Here is a 17,799-nt window from a genome sequence, read left to right on the forward strand (position 1 = left end):
GGAATCGGATTAAATTCAGCCACCGTTTGGGCTTGTTCGTGACCAAAGGCGCTGTCGCCCTGGTGTTGCATGCCCATCTGCCTTATGTGCGGTCGGCGCAACCGGGCTCCCTGGAGGAAGACTGGTTTTTCCAGGCCCTGATCGAGTGCTATCTACCGCTGCTGGAAACGCTGGAGCTGGCCAGCGCCGACCCCCAGCAGCAGCCCAAACTCACCATTGGCCTATCGCCGACGCTGCTGTCGCTACTGAGCGATCAAGACCTCAAGCAGCGCTTTCCCGACTGGCTGAACGAACGGCTAGATCTGCTGCCGAAGGCCGACCCATCCCTGCGCGTCGGCGCCGAGCATCTTGCGGCCACGATCGAGCGGCATCGGCGGGCTTGGCAGGGCTGCGACGGCGATCTGATCCAGCGCTTCGCGGCACTGCAGCGCCAGGGGGTGGTGGACCTGCTCACCTGCGGCGCCACCCACGGCTACATGCCCCTGCTGCGCCATCACCCGGAGGCGGTGCGCGGGCAACTGCGCACGGCGGTGCGGGAGCACCAACGCCTGGTGGGCGAACGCCCCATGGGGATCTGGTTGCCGGAATGTGCCTATTACGAAGGCCTGGACCGCTGGATGCGCGATGCGGGGCTGCGCTACGCCGTGCTGGATGGCCATGGGCTGCTGCACGGCCGGCCACGGCCCCGCTATGGGGTGTACGCCCCGATCTGCAGCCGCAATGGGGTGGCCTTCTTCGGGCGTGACAGTGACGCCACGCTGCCGGTGTGGTCGGCTAAGGACGGCTACCCCGGCGATCCCCACTACCGGGAGTTCCACCGTGATCTGGGCTGGGACCTGCCGATCGAAGAGCTCAAACCCCTGGGGCTCGACCAGCCGCGCCCTCTTGGCCTGAAGCTGCATCGGGTGACTGACCACAGCGCACCGTTGGATCGCAAACGACCCTACGAACCGGGGGTTGCTGCTGAACGGGTGAAAGAGCACGCCGCCGATTACCTGCAGGGACGCCGGCGGCAGCTGGATCAGCTCAGCGCTGCCATGGACGTTTCCCCACTGCTGGTGGCCCCCTTCGATGCCGAACTCTTCGGCCACTGGTGGTTTGAAGGGCCGGCCTTTCTCAGCCAGCTGTTCCAGCAGGCACCTCAGGAGGGAGTGGCCTTCACCCGGCTGCGCGATGTGCTGAACAGCGTTGGCCAGCTTCAGCTCTGCGATCCCTGCCCCTCCAGCTGGGGGCAAGGGGGCTATCACGACTACTGGCTGAACGACAGCAATGCCTGGATCATCCCGGAGTGGGAAAAGGCCAGTGCCGCGATGGTGCAACGCTGCAGCCGCGGCGTGGGCAGCGAACAGGCCATGCAGTGGCTGCAGCAGGCGGCGCGGGAGTTATTGCTGGCGCAGTCATCGGATTGGAGCTTCATCCTCCGGGCCGGCACCACTACCGAACTGGCCCGAGAACGGGTGCAACGCCACCTGGGCCGCTTCTGGCAACTGATGCAGGCGATCGATGGCACGGCGGAGCTACCGGAGGGCTGGCTTGAGGAGGTGCAGCTGGATGACCGCCTTTTCCCCATGATTCAGCCGCTGGACTGGGCCCCAGTGAATCCTTCTTCAGCCAGCGCATAAACAAACGCCTCCCTCAAATTGGGGAGGCGTGGATATTCATCAATCCCTCAAGTGAGGGATCGGGTCTTTCCTAAGACGATCTCAAAACCGTGGAGCTTGATCCTGAGCCGCCCCCAGCACCAGCCCCTGCCGCAACTGCCAAGGCGATAGGGCAAACAAGCGCAGCATCACCGCCATCAAGCGTGGCAGCGGCAACGTGTTGGTGAGAAAGCCAAACCACTCCTCCCGCGGCAGGGAGAAGAACGTTGAGAAGTGGGTGCGCAACAACGCTTCGTTGAAACCCATCAAGCGGCCCAAGCCAAATTGATAGAGCTGATGGCGCAACACCAATTCGATCGGCCAGAGCGCTTGCCAACCCCGTTGCGCCAATGCTGTTGAGCCGAGGTTTTGATTGGCGAGAGCTACGGAAATGGCGTGGGCCAGATCAGGCCCACGCCGCAACAACGAACCCACCATGTAGCCCGAGGCCGGATGCACCATGCTCGCCGCACCACCGAAGGCCAGCACCGGCTGGTTGCGATCCGGCAGCGGCAGGTTCATTGGGAAGAGGCAGAACTCCTCATGAATCACCTCGGTGATCTCAACGCCGCGCAGATCCAGGCGCTGTTGGAGCCGTTGCTTGAGCACGTCGTAAGGAACCCCTGGTGCCAAGGCGAGCGAGGTTTCCTCCACGAAGAACACCCCATCGCCCAGATCCATCGCATACAAAAACGTGGGTGGTTCCTTGCGCTGTTCTTCACTGAGGTGATCGCAGCGATAGTCCATCAACACAAACCGGCCTGGCTCAATTGGAGGCTTGGAGAAACGCCCCACCACGCCGTAGGCCGCCTGACCCGCCACCGGCCCCTGATCAGGGCGGCGAATGTGGGGCGTGCGCGAACCAGAGGCATCAATCACCAAGCGCGCCTGCAACGTGGTTCCCGATGCGCAGCACACGTTGGTGGTGGAGCCATTCACATCCACCCGCTCAACGGTGTCTTGATGCCAGACCACCCCATCAGCCCGCTCCAGCCAATGGCGCTGCAGGGCTGCCCGATCGAACAGGCCGTAGTCAATCCCATGGGCATGGCTCTGATCCTGAGCCGTTGATCCACCTTCGCCGAAATAACTGACGGTGTCGCTCCAGCGGTGCTCCAACAGCTGCTCGAGCCCCACCGCTTTGAGTTCACCGGCCCAGATGCCATAGGTGTTCGGCCAGGGATCGTCGACCGGATCCGGGGCGATGCCAGCAACCGCAACACCCCGTTGGTTCAGTTCCGAGGCGATGCAGAGGGCAGCAGGACCGCCCCCCAGTACCAGCACATCCACCGGCTCAGCCAAGGTCAGCTGTCCTGCGCTTCAGCTTCGGTGTCGTTGGACTCGGTGTCGTCAGCAGAGTCGTCCTCCGCTTCCGGTGGCACCAACACCACCTTCAGCAACCGGTCGCCCTTGTCGAGCTTCTGCAGACGCACCCCTGTGGCAGCACGGGATTGCTGGGGAATGGCATCGGCGCTGGTGCGCACGATCACCCCTTTCTCGCTCACCAGCAGCAACTCTTCACCGGCACCGAGCACACTCAGCCCCACCAGCTCGTCGGCATCGGTGCGGAACTTCATCGCCCGCAGGCCCATGCCGGCCCGCTTCTGCAGGCGGAATTGCGTCACCGGAACCCGCTTGCCCAGACCCGAGGCCGACGCCACGAGCACCCAGGGGCCCTCGCTGGCGGCATCGTCTTCATCATCTGCGCTGGCGGCCACCTGATCGGCGAGTTCCACCGGCAGCACATCCATGCTCACCAGGGCATCGCCATCGCGCAGGTTCATCGAACGTACGCCGCGGGCTGTACGCCCCAAAGGCCGCAATTCCTCATCACTGAGGCGGAAGTGGATGGTCATCCCGGCTTTGGAGCCGATCAAGACGCTGTCGCCGGGCACCGCCAAACGCACCCAGGTGAGGGCATCGCCTTCCTCCAGGTTGATGGCGATCAGACCATTGGAGCGGATGTTGCTGAAGGCCGAAAGGCGGGTGCGCTTGATGAAGCCACCTCGGGTGAGCATCACCAGGTCGGTGTCGTTGCTGAACTCCGACACCGGAATCAATGTGGTGATCGCTTCTTCCCGGGGGATCGGCAACAGCTGCACCACCGGCGTTCCCTTGGCCGCACGGCTGCACTGGGGCACGCGGTAGGCGGGCAGGGCGTACGACACACCACGGTCGCTGAACAGCACCAAGGTGTCGTGGTCGTTGCAGCTGATGAACAGCTTCACCGCATCTTCACCCTGGCTGCGGGTGCCCGCCTTGCCGCGGGTGCCGCGGCTGGTGGCCTCGAATTCGCTCACCGGCATCCGCTTGAGGTAGCCGGTCTCGGTGAGCAACACCACCGACCGCTCGTTAGCGATCAGGTCGATGTCAGACAGGCCACCGCCGAGGTCGAGGATTTCGGTGCGGCGCGGCGTCGGGTAGCGCTCCTGCAGCTGAGCGAGCTCGCTCTGGATGATTCCGAAGACCCGCTCACGCCGGCCAAGGATGTCCTTGTAGTCGGCGATCTTGGTGACCAGGTCCTCGTGCTCGAGCCGGATCTTGTCGGCCTCAAGAGCCGTGAGACGACGCAGCTGCATCTGCAGGATGGCGTCGGCCTGGATGTCGGACAGGCCATGGCGATCCTGCAGCTGTTGCCGTGCCGTGGCCGTATCGGGGGCAGCCCGGATCAAGGCAATGATTGGATCGAGCTGATCAAGGGCCAGCAGCAGGCCCAGCAGGATGTGGTCGCGCTCCTCGGCCTTGCGCAGCAGGTAGCGGGTTCGGCGCTCGATCGTCTCGACCCGGAAGTCGAGGAACACCTCGAGCATCTTGCGCAGGGTGAGCAGGATCGGCTCACCGTTCACCAGCGCCAGCATGTAGGCACTGAAGTTGCTCTGCAGCGGGGTGAGCTTGAACAGGTTGTTCAGCACCACCTGCGGGTAGGCGTCACGACGCAGCTCCACCACGATCCGCATGCCATCGCGATCGCTCTCGTCGCGGATGTCGGAGATGCCCTCGAGCTTCTTGTCGTTGACCAGCTCAGCAATGCGCTCAATCAGCGCCGCTTTGTTGGTCTGATACGGCAACTCGGTGATGATCACCGCATCGCGATCGGGCCGCCCTGGGGCCTCGATCGTTTCGATGTTGGCCACGCCGCGCATCGTCACCGAGCCGCGACCACCCAGGTACGTCTCGCGGATGCCTTCACGCCCCAGGATCTGACCGCCGGTGGGGAAATCTGGGCCGGGGATCAGCTGGATCAACTCCTGATCGGTGATCTCTGGATTGGCGATCAGCGCCTGCAACCCGTCGATCAACTCATTGAGGTTGTGGGGAGGGATGTTCGTCGCCATCCCCACGGCGATGCCCGCTGAACCATTCAGCAGCAGCTGCGGGATCCGCGCCGGCAGCACCGTGGGCTCCTGCTGTGAGCCATCAAAGTTGTCGGCGAAATCAACGGTCTCAGCCTCGATGTCCTCCAGGAGGCTGTCTGTGGTGAGCGCCCGCAACCGCGATTCGGTGTATCGCATGGCCGCCGGTGGGTCGTTGTCCACCGAACCGAAGTTGCCGTGCCCATCGATCAGGGGCATCGACATGGAGAAGTCCTGGGCCATGCGCACCAGGGCGTCGTACACGGCGGTGTCGCCGTGGGGGTGATATTTGCCGAGCACTTCGCCCACCACACGGGCGCACTTGCGGTAAGGCCTGTCGCTGGTGAGGCCCAGCTCGTACATCGCGTACAGGATCCGGCGATGCACCGGCTTGAGGCCATCGCGGGCATCGGGCAGAGCCCGACCCACGATCACGCTCATCGCATACTCCAAATAGGAGCGCGACATCTCGTTGCGCAGGTCCGTCTGAATGATCCGATCGTCGGAATCGCCGGGACCGCCGCTGCCAGGCCCCACAGAATCCGTCATACGTGCATCAGACGTCCTTTGTCATTCTATCTCGGACAGTGGAAGCAGCAGAAAAGTCCGGATAAACTCCGACCCGCTTTCCACTGAAGTGATGGGTCCTGTCGACGAGCCCCGCCCTGAAGCCGAAACCCCAGGCAGCGACCCCACCCCCACACCGGAGCCCACGCCCGCACCAACCCCGGAACCTGAGCCGACTCCGGCCCCAACACCTGCGCCCACTCCAGCGCCAACTCCGGCACCGCCCCCCGCTCCAACACCCGACCCGGTGATCGCCTCCACCGTGTCGATCCCTGCTCAAGAGAGCGCCGACGAAGACGGCGGTGAATGGGAGCTGCTGGTGGGCAAGGTGAAGCACTGGCTCGAGCAGAACGATCTGGCGGAGCTCTGGACCAAAGCCCAGCTGCCGCTGCGGGTGGTGGGCGGACTGATCGTGTTCAGCCTGGTGGCGACGGTTTACTCCGGTGTGCTCAGCACCATCAACAGCATCCCTCTGGTGCCGGGCCTGCTTGAGCTGGCTGGCCTGATCTGGCTGGTGAACTTCGCCCTGCGCAACCTGATCCGCAACAGCGATCGGGACAAGTTCATCCAAAGCATCCGCTCCACCTGGACCCGCGTGACAGGCCGTTCAAGCTGACTCAATCAAACTGAGCCGATCATCCCGATTGGTAGCTTGATCTGACTTTATTGAAGTCGCGCGGTGGACATTCAGCTCGGACGCTCCAAGACCGTTCGCCGGGCCTACGGAATCGATGAAATCGCTCTGGTGCCTGGGGGTCGCACGGTAGACCCCGAGGTCACCGATACCCGTTGGACCCTGGGGGGAATCGAGCGCGAAATTCCGATCATCGCCAGCGCCATGGACGGCGTGGTGGACGTGGGCATGGCCGTTCGCCTGTCCAAACTGGGCGCCCTCGGCGTGTTGAACCTTGAAGGCGTTCAGACCCGCTACGAAGACCCCAATCAGGTGCTGGATCGCATCGCCGCCGTCGGCAAGGACGAATTCGTCCCGCTGATGCAGGAGATCTACAGCCAGCCGGTTCAAGAGGAGCTGATCCGCAAACGCATTAAGGGCATCAAGGCCCAGGGCGGCATCGCAGCCGTCAGCGGTACTCCTGTGGCCGCCATGCGTTTCGGCAAGGCCATCGCCGAAGCCGGAGCCGATCTGTTCTTCGTGCAAGCCACCGTGGTCTCGACGGATCACACCGGTCCTGCAGGCCAGGAGACCCTGGATCTCGAAGCCCTGTGCCGCGACATGGGCGTTCCCGTGGTGATTGGCAACTGCGTCACCTACGACGTGGCCCTGCAGCTGATGCGAGCCGGCGCCGCCGGCGTGATGGTGGGCATCGGCCCCGGTGCCGCCTGCACCTCCCGTGGCGTTCTCGGCGTGGGCATCCCCCAGGCCACCGCAGTGGCCGACTGCGCCGCCGCCCGGGCCGACTACGAAAAGGAAAGCGGTCGCTACGTGCCGATCGTTGCCGACGGTGGCATCGTCACCGGTGGTGACATCTGCAAGTGCATCGCCTGTGGCGCCGATGCCGTGATGATCGGTTCCCCCATCGCCCGTGCTGAGGAAGCTCCCGGCCGGGGCTTTCACTGGGGCATGGCCACCCCAAGCCCGGTGCTGCCCCGCGGCACCCGCATCAATGTGGGCAACACCGGCAGCATCGAACGCATCCTGCGCGGCCCAGCCAAATTGGACGACGGCACCCACAACCTGCTGGGCTGCTTGAAGACATCGATGGGCACCCTGGGCGCCCAAACCATCAAGGAGATGCAGCAGGTGGAGGTGGTCGTGGCACCCTCCCTGCTGACCGAAGGAAAGGTCTACCAAAAGGCCCAACACCTCGGAATGGGCAAGTAAGGCAGGGCTAAATTGGAGGTGTGCGGGCTTCGGCCCACACACTCCTCACACCCCCCGGCCCGGCGCGATCGGGCTTTCACTCTTTTTGGAGAGCGACTGTCACAGTTCCCTTCTCAGCAGGGAAGAGCTGTGTTTTCGCTCGAAACCGTTGCTAAATTCTCCCTAAATTCCCCTGCTCATATGTCCAGCGCTGCTGCTGTCACCGACGCATCCTTCGAGCAGGACGTGCTCCAGAGCGACGTGCCGGTTCTCGTGGACTTCTGGGCACCCTGGTGCGGACCCTGCCGCATGGTGGCTCCGATCGTGGAAGAGATCGCCAAGGAATTTGACGGCCAGATCAAGGTCTTCAAGCTCAACACCGACGAGAACCCCAACGTGGCCAGCCAGTACGGGATCCGCAGCATCCCGACGCTGATGGTGTTCAAGGGTGGTCAGAAGGTGGACACCGTGGTGGGAGCTGTTCCCAAGGCAACCCTGTCAGGCACCATTTCCAAGTACCTCTGAATCCGTCTCCAGAACGGATCAATCGGTTGAGTCTGAACCTCGGGTTAATCGATTACGGCATGGGCAATCTCCACTCTGTGGAGAAATGCCTTGAACGGCTTGGTCAGGGCTGCTCTTTAATCCATAACGCCAATGATCTGGACGGTGTAGATTCGCTGATCCTCCCTGGGGTCGGCGCCTTCGACCCGGCCATGGCCAACCTCAGGGCCACCGGGCTGGTACCTCATCTGCTGCGCTGGGGCCAGGAGGATCGTCCCTTGCTCGGCATCTGCCTCGGCCTGCAGCTCCTGTTCGAGCAGAGCGATGAAGGCAGCGATCCAGGCCTCGGCCTCTTGGGCGGACGGGTGATACGACTGCCCAGCAACAGCGGCGAACGCATCCCCCACATGGGCTGGGCTCCGTTGAAGCATCACGGCAATTGCCCGCTGCTCAGCAGCGATGCCCCCTCGGAGTGGGTGTATTTCGTGCACAGCTACGCCGCTATTCCCACCGATCGGAATGACCTCAAGGCCTCTGCCCCCTTCGGCGATCAGGAGGTGACTGCTGTGGTGTGGCGGGGCCGCGTCGGCGCCTGCCAGTTCCATCCGGAGAAGTCGTCTGATGCCGGGGAACAGATGATCAAGCGGTGGTTGACCTGGCTGCGCAACGGAGCTGAACCCTGCCCATGAGCGGTGGCGGACAACTGCGACTCAGCGGGGGGCGACGGCTGCTGAGCCCCGAGGGTCGCACGGCTCGGCCCACCACCTCCAGGGTGCGCGAAGCGGTGATGAACATCCTCGCCCCGCACCTGAAGGACTGCCGCTGGCTCGACCTCTGCAGCGGCAGCGGCGTGATGGGCTGTGAGGCCCTGCAACGGGGGGCACGCTGTGTGGTGGCCGTTGATCAAGACCCGCAATGCATCCGCGTGAGCCGCAACAACCTCAGTGCAGTGGCGGCAAGCCGTTCACCGGCTCCTGAGATCCGCACTGAACGCCGGGAACTGATCACATGGCTGCGCAAGGGCTGGAGCCAGGAGCCCTTCGACATCGTCTATTTCGACCCTCCCTACGACCAGGGCCTCTACGAACCCTGCTTGATCGCCCTCGCCGAGGGGAATTGGCTTCACCAGGATTCTCTGGTGGTGTGTGAACACCGCTCCAACTTGAACCCAGAACCGGGCTCAGGTTGGACGGTTGTGGATCAACGCCGCTACGGCATCAGCAGCGTGATGCTGCTCAGCCCCCTAGAGCGCTGCCACCTCGGCGGTACTGATTCCATGCCGCCACGAACAGACCCAAAAGCGTGACGGGGATCAAACCCAGAACGATGCCGCAGAGCAGAGGTTCGATCATTGCGTCGCGTCAGCAATCAGAATTAGAGAGAATTCTCTCATTGGAACTCCAGGTCTGTGGTCCAGCCGTCACGAATTGCGGCCGAATCGGCATCAGCTGATGCAAATGATTCGAGCGATCGGGGTCGCGGCCTGATCGCCGCGCTGGTTGTGTCGGCTGCCACGGCTTGCGTGGTGCTGGTGCTCTGGGTGCTGGGGAGCGCGCAGCAGGACCCCTACATCAAGGCCAGCCTTGAGTTGCAGGGGGCCGTGGACCACGGCGGCCAGCTGTTCCGGATCAATTGCGCCGGCTGCCACGGCCTAGCTGGCCAGGGGTTGGTGGGCCCTCAACTTCAGGGCGTGAGTAATCAGCTGAAAGACCCCGTTCTGGTGCACCAGATCATCAGCGGAGAGACTCCCCCCATGCCGAGCTTTGAGATGGAACCGCAATCCATGGCCGATCTGCTGGCCTACCTGCACACCCTCAGCTGAGCCGCTGCCTTGAATGCCGTCGTCGTGCTGGTGGAGCCGGCCGGCCCCCTGAACATCGGAAGCGTGGCCAGGCTCTGCGCCAATTTCGGGGTGTGCGAACTGCGGCTGGTGGCCCCCCGCTGTGACCATCTCAGCGATGAGGCCATGCTGATGGCCGTGCACGGCCAAGCGCTGCTTCAGGCCGCCGTGGTGGTTCCCGACCTGCTGACAGCCATCAACGACTGCCGCCGCACCGTGGGCAGTTGCGGACGCCTGGACCATGGCGAGATCCCCCTGCAAACACCCGAACAGGCCCTGGGTTGGTTGCTGGCCAGAGATGGCAGCAGCTCCAGCTCAGGCGCCCCCGTGGCCTTGGTGTTTGGACGGGAAGACCGCGGCCTCAGCAACAGTGAGCTGCGGCTCTGCCAGAGGGTTCTCTGCCTGCAGAGCGGAGAGGCCTATCCCTCGCTGAATCTCTCCCACGCCGTGGCAGTGGTGCTGCATGAGTTGGCCCGCCTCAACAGCGGGACCACTGAAACCCGCTGCATCGAGCCCCCCTCGCCGGACCCTGCAGCCGCCAAGGCGCTTTCAGCCTGTCTCGACGACGCCAGCGACCTTTTGCTGGAGGCCGGTTTCCTGCTGGAGCACACCGCCGCTGCGCGCATGGCCAAGGTGCGGGATCTGCTGCAACGCGCCACGGTGCGCGCCGAAGAGGTGGCTCTGCTGCGGGGAATGGTGCGCCAACTGCGCTGGGCCATCCGCGCCAAGCGCCCCTAATCTCTGCCGAACAGTCACGGCTGAAAGGTTGAGCAGCAGTCGTTCGTCACGTCGCTCCGCCGGCTGGAAAGGTCCGGCCCAGCTCATCCTGCGGCTGGTGTTGATGGGGGTGGGTCTGGGACTGCTCACCGGCAGCGGCCTGCGGCTGCTGGCGCCCCGCGTTCAGCAACAGGAGATCGCACTGCCCAGCTGGCTGGCCGATCAAGCGCTGATCACCACGCTGCTCGGTGACGCCGTGGAGCCGCCCAGCAGTGAGAACGCCACTGAGAAGAAAACTGCTCCTGTCGTGGCGGAGGGCCTGAAGCAGGCACGCTTCGCCCCCAGGCAGGAAATCAGGGCGCTGTCGGAACGCTGGCTGGAGCTGGCCGCGCAACAAAGCGATCTGCAGGCCAGCGCCTACATGCTGATTCTTGACGACGGGCGCTTTGCAGCCATGCAGGCCGAACGGCCGATGGCTGCCGCCAGCTCGATCAAGACGCCGATCCTGCTCGCAGTGCTGGAACTGCTGGATCAGGGAACACTGCAATGGAACGAACCGCTCACGCTCACCGAGGAGCTGGTGGGGGGAGGCGCCGGTTGGATGGCCTCCCGGCCCGTGGGCAGTCGCTTTCCAACCCATGAGGTGGCCACGGAAATGATCCGGGTGAGCGACAACTCCGCCACCAACCTGATGATTGCCCGGGCGGGAGGAATGGATGCGATCAACGCCCGCTTTCAAGAGCTGGACCTGCCTTCCACCGTGGTGAACAACTGGCTGCCGGATCTCGACGGAACCAACACCACCAGTGCCAGAGATCTCAGCCGGGCCATTGCCCTGGTGGATAGCGGTGAGCTGCTGGCTCCCCGCAGCCGGGATCTGTTTCGCGAGGTGATGGGAACGTCGATCACCAACACGCTGCTGCCCAGGGGCTTGATGCGCGGCCTCGGCGGCGCCCAGGGCGAACCGGACGCAAGCCTGGCCCGCAAGGGGTACCGCGTTTACAACAAAACAGGTGACATCGGCATCGCCTACGCCGATGCCGGGCTGATCGAACTCCCCGACGGACGACGCGCAGTGGCGGGATTCCTGGTGGAGGGTCCCTTCAACGACCCCCGATCCACCGAACTGATCCGTCAGCTCGCCGCCGCCATGGCACCGCACCTCAAACCCGTCCCTGTTCCGCCCAAGCCATGAAGCTCGCTCCGCTGTTGTCTGCTGCCTGGCTGGCTGTTGCAGCCATGCCTGGCACTGCCGAGGTGATTGAGCGTCAGCAGAGCGTTCGCCCCCTGCCGGGAGGCCTCGACAGTGTGTTGATGGTGAACGACAACAACCCCGAGCTGATCGAGGATGACGGCATCCTGATCTCAACCTTCCCCAATGGGGAGGCGGCGTCGGTTCCGGTGGTGCTCAACGGTCGCTTCGACCTGTTCAGCCACCACGTGTACGCCGGTGATGCGGAGGGCAGCCCCAGCTCAACCCTCTGGCTGGCGGTGCTGGCAGCTCCGCTTGGGAACACTCCTGTGACCCTGCAGCTGCTCGCAGGCAGCACCTCGCTCTCTCAGGCCAAAGGGCCGGGCCAGACCCAGGCCCCTTTCCTGCCCCTGCCGAGCCTGATGCCAGAAACCACGGACGTGGTGGCGGCAGGACCCGGCAGCCGTGTGGCCGGAGATCTGTTGGCAGGCCGCAGCGCAGCGGAACTCACCAACCGCCGCTGGACTCTGGCTCCAGGCACACCCACACAGCTGCTGCTGTTGCCCATTCCCGTGGCCGGTCTCGATCCCCTGCTCAACGGCCGCAACCTGCAACTGCGCTTCCACAGCTCCGGCCCAGTGGCGATGGCCACCCTGGCCGCTCACGGTGAAGACGGAAAGGCTCCAAGCGAGCAGCACTGGCTGCAGCTACTCAAGGACCAGCGCATGAGCAGCAAGGAGCATCAACCCACCCCCCGGGGCAGCAAGGGCAAGATCATTTATTCGCGGGTGAGCGGTGTTCAGATCGGCAGCAGCTGGCGGGCGCGCATCACCGACCCGGGCAGTCCTGTGCTGGCCGCACCCACGGCCCCCATCTCCTGGCCGATCAGCAGCCTGGAGCGCGGCACCCTGTCCACCAACCAGGTGCAAACCGCGGAACTCAAAAGCTTTTATCCCGGCACCGCCTGGGCGGCCCACGGCAACTACGGGGTGGAATACGACCTCACCCTGCCGCTGAAAAACACCGGCGCAGCGGCGGTGACGCTGCAGCTGTCGCTGGATTCGCCCCTCAAGGGCAACAGCACCACCTCTCTGCTGCGCTTCCGCGATGACCTCAACGGCCCGGTGATGTTCCGCGGGCCTGTGCAGACCACGGGTCTGGAGGATTCAGAGGGTGTTTCCAAGGGGCGCCAGACCCAGCACCTGGTGCTGCGCCAGGGGCAGCAGGGGCCGTCCTTGGGGCAGCTGATGCTCAAGCCAGGGGAAGCCAAGCAGGTGCGCGTTCGCCTGGTCTATCCCGCTGATGCCACGCCACCGCAGGTCATCACCGTGCAGCCTGTGAAACAATCCTGAGCACGCCTAGAGAATTGCTCGTGACTGCACCCCGGAAGCGCAGGGTCTTCCCCTTCACTGCGGTGATCGGTCAAGAGGAGATGAAGCTGGCCCTGCTTCTCAACGTGATTGATCCGCGCATCGGCGGCGTGATGATCATGGGAGACCGTGGCACCGGCAAATCCACCACGATCCGTGCCCTGGCTGATCTGCTGCCGGACATCGACGTTGTCGCCGGCGATCCCTACAACAGCTCGGCCAGCGATCCCGACCTGCAAAGCAGTGAGGTGCGCGAGCGGATGCAACAGGGGGAAACCCTGAGTACCGAACCGCGGCAGGTGCCGATGGTGGACCTGCCCCTCGGTGCAACGGAAGACCGCCTCTGCGGCACCATCGACATCGAGAAAGCCCTGAGCGAAGGCGTGCGCGCCTTTGAGCCCGGTCTGCTGGCCAAGGCCAACCGCGGCCTGCTCTACGTGGATGAGGTGAACCTGCTCGACGACCACCTCGTCGACGTGCTTCTTGATTCAGCAGCCTCAGGCTGGAACACGGTGGAACGGGAAGGCGTCTCCGTGCGCCACCCCGCCCGTTTCGTGTTGATCGGCTCCGGCAACCCCGAGGAAGGCGAACTCCGCCCCCAGCTGCTCGACCGTTTCGGCATGAGCGTGGAAGTGCGCACCGTGCGTGATCCGGAGCTGCGGGTGCAGGTGGTTGACCAGCGCACCTCCTTCGACAGCGACCCCGATGGCTTCAGCACCGCCGTGGAGGGCAATCAAAACGCCCTGCAACAGCGTGTGGTGGAGGCCCAACAACGCCTCGACCAGGTAACCATCGATGAGGACCTGCGCCTGCGCATCTCCGCCGTCTGCGGTGAGCTGGATGTGGATGGTCTGCGGGGTGACATCGTCACCAACCGTGCCGCCCGGGCCCTGGCCGCCTTCGAGGGACGCACGGAAGTGAGCGAGGAAGACGTGGCCCGCGTGGCCTCCTGCTGCCTCCGCCACCGGCTGCGCAAGGACCCCCTGGAGCAGGTGGATTCCGGCGACCGCGTGGTGAAGGTGTTCTGCAAGGTGTTTGAGCGCAGCGAGAGCAGCGACCGCGCTGATTTCGAACTGGCCCTCGCCGCCTGATCCCCCCACAATCAACCCATGCGGATCCTCGGCATCGACCCGGGCCTCGCCCGGGTGGGCTACGGGGTGATCGACATCGAGGACGGGTGCCAGCGCATGCTCGATTGCGGCATCATCCAGACCGATTCCGATCGCTCCGATGGTGATCGCATGGTGGAGATCGCTGGCGACCTGCGCCAGCTGATCCGGATCTGGCGCCCGGAACTGGCGGCCGTGGAGAAGTTTTTCTTCTACCGATCCAGCAACACCATCAATGTTGTTCAGGCGCGCGGCGTGGTGGTAATGACCCTGGCCCGCTTCAAGATCCCGATGGTGGAGTTCCCTCCCATGCAGATCAAGCTCGCCGTGGCGGGGTTCGGCCATGCCGACAAAGATGAAGTGCTGGAGGCGGTGATGCGGGAGTTGAACCTGGAGGAACCACCCCGTCCGGATGATGCGGCCGATGCCCTGGCGGTGGCGCTGACGGCCTGGTTGCAGCGATGAGCAGCAAGCCGACTCTGCGCCGTCACTTCAAAGCCCAGCGTCAACTGGGAGAAGCAGCCACGCGATCCATCCAGGAGGCCGTGGCGGCGCTGATCGCCCAGTCCAACTGCGGCAGCCGCCATGTGGGGATCTACTGGCCCCTGCCAGGGGAAGCGGATGTGCGGCCGCTGCGGGATGGTCCCCATTCGCCCTTGGCCTTGCCGGTGGCCGATGGCTGCGGCGGGCTCCTCTACCGGAGCTGGGGTGAGGCCCCGCTTCAGCCCGATGGCTGCGGCATTCCCGCTCCTGCCGCTGGAGACGCTCTGAAACCCGATCAGCTGGCGCTGCTGCTGGTGCCGGCGCTGGCGGTGGACGGCGCGGGAATCCGCCTGGGCTACGGCGGTGGGTATTACGACCGGCTCAGAGCTGATCCCGCCTGGGCTGCCGTTCCGGCCTGGGTTGTCCTTCCCTCAACCTGCCTTGCGGCCGAGGCTTTGCCCCGCGAGCCTTGGGATGTTCCGTTCACCGGCTGGATCACGGAACAGGGTGCTGGTCGGCCCGCCTGAGGGGCCGCATCATGGGCACCATTGATCGCCCTTCCATGCTGCGTCTGCTGGCTCCACTGCTTTTGCTCGGCTCGATGCTGCACGGCGCGGTTCTGGCTCCTGCCAAGGCCCATCAAATCGAAAGTGCTCTGCAGTATCTCGATGGCGATCTGCAATTGAGCAGCAGCTTTTCCAACGGTGAGCCCACCCAAGGGGCCGTTGTTCGCTTGCTCAATGCCGATGGCACGCCAGGGCAAGAACTGGGCCGCACCGATGCCGAGGGACGCCTGAGCCTCGATCTCAGCAGCGTGGGCAATGGCACCGTTGATCTCCAGGTGGACGGTGGTCCAGGCCACCGCGACTACCTCGAACTTCCCGTTCAAGACGGCGAAGTGGATCTGAACGAGGTGGTCATGTTCCCCTTCAGCCTGGTGATGGTGGGGCTGCTGGTTAGCGTGCGTCGTCGAAACGACTGAGCCCCGCATGGCCACCAGCACCGGCAGTGACGCCCTCGACCGGATGGTGGAGCGCTTGGGCGGCACCGCCGATCCAAAACGCCGCTACGAGTACGTGCTCTGGTTGGCCAAGAAGCTCGCGCCCATGCCGGCCGAAGAGCAAACCGACGACATCAAGGTGAAGGGATGCGTGTCGCAGGTGTTTGTGCGGGGTGCCCTCGATGAGGGAGTGATGCGCTGGCAGGGGGACTCCGATGCGCTGATCACCAAGGGACTGCTGGCGTTGTTGATCCAGGGGCTGGATGGATTGACGCCAGCCCAGGTGCAAGCGGTGGACCCAGCCTTCATCGCGGCAACAGGCCTGCAGGCAAGCCTGACGCCCTCCCGCGCCAATGGCTTCCTCAACATCCTCCTGGCCATGCAGGAGCAGGCCCGTCAATTGGAAAGCTGACCCGAGCGCTGTTCAGGACAGGAACAGAAGCCGAATCACGTCAATACATAGAGTCGCTCGCAAACGTTCCAACACGGATCACAGGGGATGGCAGCAAAGGTCGGCGTGGGTCTGCTGGGACTGGGCACGGTTGGCGGCGGAGTCGCTTCGATCCTCCAGAACCCCAGCGAACGTCACCCTCTGGTGGGTGAACTGGAGCTGATCCGTGTTGCCGTCCGCGATCTGAACCGTCCCCGGCCCGTCGCCCTGGACGAAAGCCTGCTGACCACCGACCCATCGGCGGTGATTCAGGACCCAGCCGTGGACGTGGTGGTGGAGGTGATCGGTGGCCTGGAGCCGGCCCGCAGCCTGATTCTCCAGGCGATTGCAGCCGGCAAATCCGTGGTGACCGCCAACAAGGCCGTGATCGCACGCCACGGTCAGGAAATTGCTGAAGCCGCGGCCGCGGCCGGGGTGTACGTGCTGATCGAGGCCGCCGTTGGTGGCGGCATTCCCATCATTGAGCCGTTGAAGCAGTCCCTGGGGGGCAACCGCATCAACCGCGTCAGCGGCATCATCAACGGCACCACCAACTACATCCTCACCCGCATGGCTGAGGAGGGGGCCGCCTATGACGCGGTGCTCAAGGATGCCCAGGAGCTGGGCTACGCCGAAGCCGATCCGGCAGCGGATGTGGACGGTCTTGACGCGGCCGACAAGATCGCGATCCTGGCCACCCTGGCCTTCGGCGGCAGCGTGGATCGCGCTGCCGTTCCCACCGACGGCATTAGTGGCCTGCAGGGCGTGGATGTGGATTACGCCAATCAACTGGGCTATGGCGTGAAGCTGCTGGCCGTGGCCGAGCGCATGGCTGAAAGCGGCGATCCCCTGCCCCTCTCCCTGCGGGTGCAGCCCACGCTGGTGCCCAAGGACCACCCCCTGGCGGGCGTGAACGGGGTCAACAACGCCATCCTTGTGGAAGGTGACCCCATCGGCCGTGTGATGTTCTACGGCCCCGGTGCGGGAGCCGGCCCGACCGCCTCTGCGGTGGTGGCCGACATCCTCAACATCGCTGGCATCCGCCAGGCCAGTGAAGGGCCTGGAAAGGTGGATCCTTTGCTGGCCGCCAGCAGCTGGCGGCCCTGCTCCCTCGTCGACTCAGGCGACATTCGCCAACGCCACTATGTGCGTTTCAAGACAAAAGACGCCCCTGGCGTGATCGGCAACGTGGGCGGCTGCTTCGGCCAACGCAACGTGTCGATCCAATCGATCGTGCAGTTCAACGCCAGCGACGCCGGCGCCGAGATCGTTGTGATCACTCACGAAGTGAGCCAACGCCAGATGAATGAAGCGCTCGACGCCATCCAGGCATTGCCGGAGGTGTCTGGCCTAGCTGCTCATCTGGGCTGCCTCTAGGGAGAGCTCCGGCCCTGGCGGATGCCCCCGGGCGTGCGTCAGAGTATCAAGAACTTTCACGGCACAGGCCTGAATTCTCAGATCTGTGCTCGAAACGGTTCATGCAGAACCTCACCTGTTCGAGTCCCGGTCAAGGCTGCCCCCTAGAGGAGGGGGTGAATCCGATGACGGTGCACCAGGGAGATTGCGTCAATCTCGACAGTGACGACGACACCTATCAAGTGATCGGTGTGGATGGCGACCACGACCGCTGCTGGGTGCGCCGCTGGCCCCTGCAGAGCAACGAGGGCTCACCGGTGTTCGAAATCTCGTTGGAAAGGATTCGCCAGGTCGGGTAAGTCCCTGTTGAATGGGCCGACCCGTGATGGTTCAGGCCCTTTGAAGCGCATCGATCG

19 protein-coding genes and 1 pseudogene are annotated in these 17,799 nt (G+C 64.2%); 17 read left to right on the plus strand and 3 right to left on the minus strand.

Annotated elements, in window-relative coordinates; translation table 11 throughout:
* Window positions 1-38 precede the first annotated feature (38 nt).
* Window positions 39-1,622 (plus strand): glycoside hydrolase family 57 protein, encoded by a 1,584-nt coding sequence (locus SynA1562_RS09375; protein WP_186493655.1) that lies wholly within the window; start codon window positions 39-41, stop codon window positions 1,620-1,622.
* 81 nt (window positions 1,623-1,703) lie between these two features.
* Here SynA1562_RS09375 and crtL read toward each other — a convergent pair whose 3' ends face one another.
* Complete coding sequence (crtL, locus tag SynA1562_RS09380) at window positions 1,704-2,942, minus strand: lycopene beta cyclase (protein WP_186493656.1); 1,239 nt, start codon at window positions 2,940-2,942, stop codon at window positions 1,704-1,706.
* A 2-nt stretch (window positions 2,943-2,944) separates the two neighbouring features.
* Complete coding sequence (gene gyrA / locus SynA1562_RS09385; protein ID WP_186493657.1) at window positions 2,945-5,542, minus strand: DNA gyrase subunit A; 2,598 nt, start codon at window positions 5,540-5,542, stop codon at window positions 2,945-2,947.
* A 91-nt stretch (window positions 5,543-5,633) separates the two neighbouring features.
* On the opposite strand from gyrA, the gene SynA1562_RS09390 reads away from it, so the two are divergent.
* The 5 genes and pseudogenes from SynA1562_RS09390 to rsmD all read left to right on the plus strand — a co-directional run.
* Window positions 5,634-6,176 (plus strand): CAAD domain-containing protein, encoded by a 543-nt coding sequence (locus SynA1562_RS09390; protein WP_186493658.1) that lies wholly within the window; start codon window positions 5,634-5,636, stop codon window positions 6,174-6,176.
* A 63-nt stretch (window positions 6,177-6,239) separates the two neighbouring features.
* A complete protein-coding gene (locus tag SynA1562_RS09395) occupies window positions 6,240-7,403 on the plus strand; it encodes a GuaB3 family IMP dehydrogenase-related protein (protein WP_186493659.1) in 1,164 nt (387 codons plus the stop codon).
* A 180-nt stretch (window positions 7,404-7,583) separates the two neighbouring features.
* Complete coding sequence (gene trxA / locus SynA1562_RS09400) at window positions 7,584-7,907, plus strand: thioredoxin (protein WP_006851354.1); 324 nt, start codon at window positions 7,584-7,586, stop codon at window positions 7,905-7,907.
* 26 nt (window positions 7,908-7,933) lie between these two features.
* The gene (gene hisH / locus SynA1562_RS09405; protein ID WP_186493660.1) at window positions 7,934-8,575 is read left to right on the plus strand and encodes an imidazole glycerol phosphate synthase subunit HisH; all 642 of its coding nucleotides are present in this window, start codon (window positions 7,934-7,936) and stop codon (window positions 8,573-8,575) included.
* Window positions 8,572-9,111 (plus strand): annotated as a pseudogene (gene rsmD / locus SynA1562_RS09410) (16S rRNA (guanine(966)-N(2))-methyltransferase RsmD); the annotation flags it as partial. The gene hisH and the pseudogene rsmD, both read left to right, overlap by 4 nt.
* Before the next feature lie 10 nt (window positions 9,112-9,121).
* On the opposite strand, the gene petG reads toward rsmD, so the two are convergent.
* Entirely contained in the window at window positions 9,122-9,238 is a 117-nt protein-coding gene (gene petG, locus SynA1562_RS13080; protein ID WP_009790260.1) for a cytochrome b6-f complex subunit V, read from the minus strand.
* Between the two features lie 56 nt (window positions 9,239-9,294).
* On the opposite strand from petG, the gene SynA1562_RS09415 reads away from it, so the two are divergent.
* The 11 genes from SynA1562_RS09415 (at window position 9,295) to SynA1562_RS09465 (ending at window position 17,742) form a co-directional block, all read left to right on the plus strand.
* Entirely contained in the window at window positions 9,295-9,708 is a 414-nt protein-coding gene (locus tag SynA1562_RS09415; protein WP_025362444.1) for a c-type cytochrome, read from the plus strand.
* Window positions 9,709-9,717: 9 nt separating this feature from the next.
* Window positions 9,718-10,464, plus strand: coding sequence for an RNA methyltransferase (locus SynA1562_RS09420; protein ID WP_186493662.1), 747 nt, complete (start codon window positions 9,718-9,720; stop codon window positions 10,462-10,464).
* Window positions 10,465-10,492: 28 nt separating this feature from the next.
* Window positions 10,493-11,638, plus strand: coding sequence for a serine hydrolase (locus tag SynA1562_RS09425; RefSeq protein ID WP_186493663.1), 1,146 nt, complete (start codon window positions 10,493-10,495; stop codon window positions 11,636-11,638).
* Window positions 11,635-12,987 (plus strand): DUF3370 domain-containing protein, encoded by a 1,353-nt coding sequence (locus tag SynA1562_RS09430; RefSeq protein ID WP_186493664.1) that lies wholly within the window; start codon window positions 11,635-11,637, stop codon window positions 12,985-12,987. Before SynA1562_RS09425 ends, SynA1562_RS09430 begins: the two co-directional genes overlap by 4 nt.
* Before the next feature lie 20 nt (window positions 12,988-13,007).
* Window positions 13,008-14,096 (plus strand): magnesium chelatase ATPase subunit I, encoded by a 1,089-nt coding sequence (gene bchI, locus SynA1562_RS09435; protein WP_011364902.1) that lies wholly within the window; start codon window positions 13,008-13,010, stop codon window positions 14,094-14,096.
* 18 nt (window positions 14,097-14,114) lie between these two features.
* Entirely contained in the window at window positions 14,115-14,579 is a 465-nt protein-coding gene (gene ruvC / locus SynA1562_RS09440; protein ID WP_186493665.1) for a crossover junction endodeoxyribonuclease RuvC, read from the plus strand.
* Window positions 14,576-15,124, plus strand: coding sequence for a 5-formyltetrahydrofolate cyclo-ligase (locus SynA1562_RS09445; RefSeq protein WP_186493666.1), 549 nt, complete (start codon window positions 14,576-14,578; stop codon window positions 15,122-15,124). The genes ruvC and SynA1562_RS09445 overlap by 4 nt, the downstream gene beginning before the upstream one ends.
* 11 nt (window positions 15,125-15,135) lie before the next feature.
* Window positions 15,136-15,579: a hypothetical protein gene (locus SynA1562_RS09450; RefSeq protein WP_186493667.1), complete on the plus strand. Its 444-nt coding sequence runs from the start codon at window positions 15,136-15,138 to the stop codon at window positions 15,577-15,579.
* Between the two features lie 7 nt (window positions 15,580-15,586).
* Window positions 15,587-16,009, plus strand: coding sequence for a SufE family protein (locus SynA1562_RS09455; RefSeq protein WP_115161315.1), 423 nt, complete (start codon window positions 15,587-15,589; stop codon window positions 16,007-16,009).
* An 87-nt stretch (window positions 16,010-16,096) separates the two neighbouring features.
* Window positions 16,097-17,404: a homoserine dehydrogenase gene (locus SynA1562_RS09460; protein ID WP_011364907.1), complete on the plus strand. Its 1,308-nt coding sequence runs from the start codon at window positions 16,097-16,099 to the stop codon at window positions 17,402-17,404.
* A 101-nt stretch (window positions 17,405-17,505) separates the two neighbouring features.
* A complete protein-coding gene (locus SynA1562_RS09465) occupies window positions 17,506-17,742 on the plus strand; it encodes a hypothetical protein (protein ID WP_041435076.1) in 237 nt (78 codons plus the stop codon).
* Window positions 17,743-17,799: the final 57 nt, after the last annotated feature.

It is taken from the genome of Synechococcus sp. A15-62, from assembly GCF_014280075.1.
In the GTDB taxonomy this organism is placed as follows: domain Bacteria; phylum Cyanobacteriota; class Cyanobacteriia; order PCC-6307; family Cyanobiaceae; genus Parasynechococcus.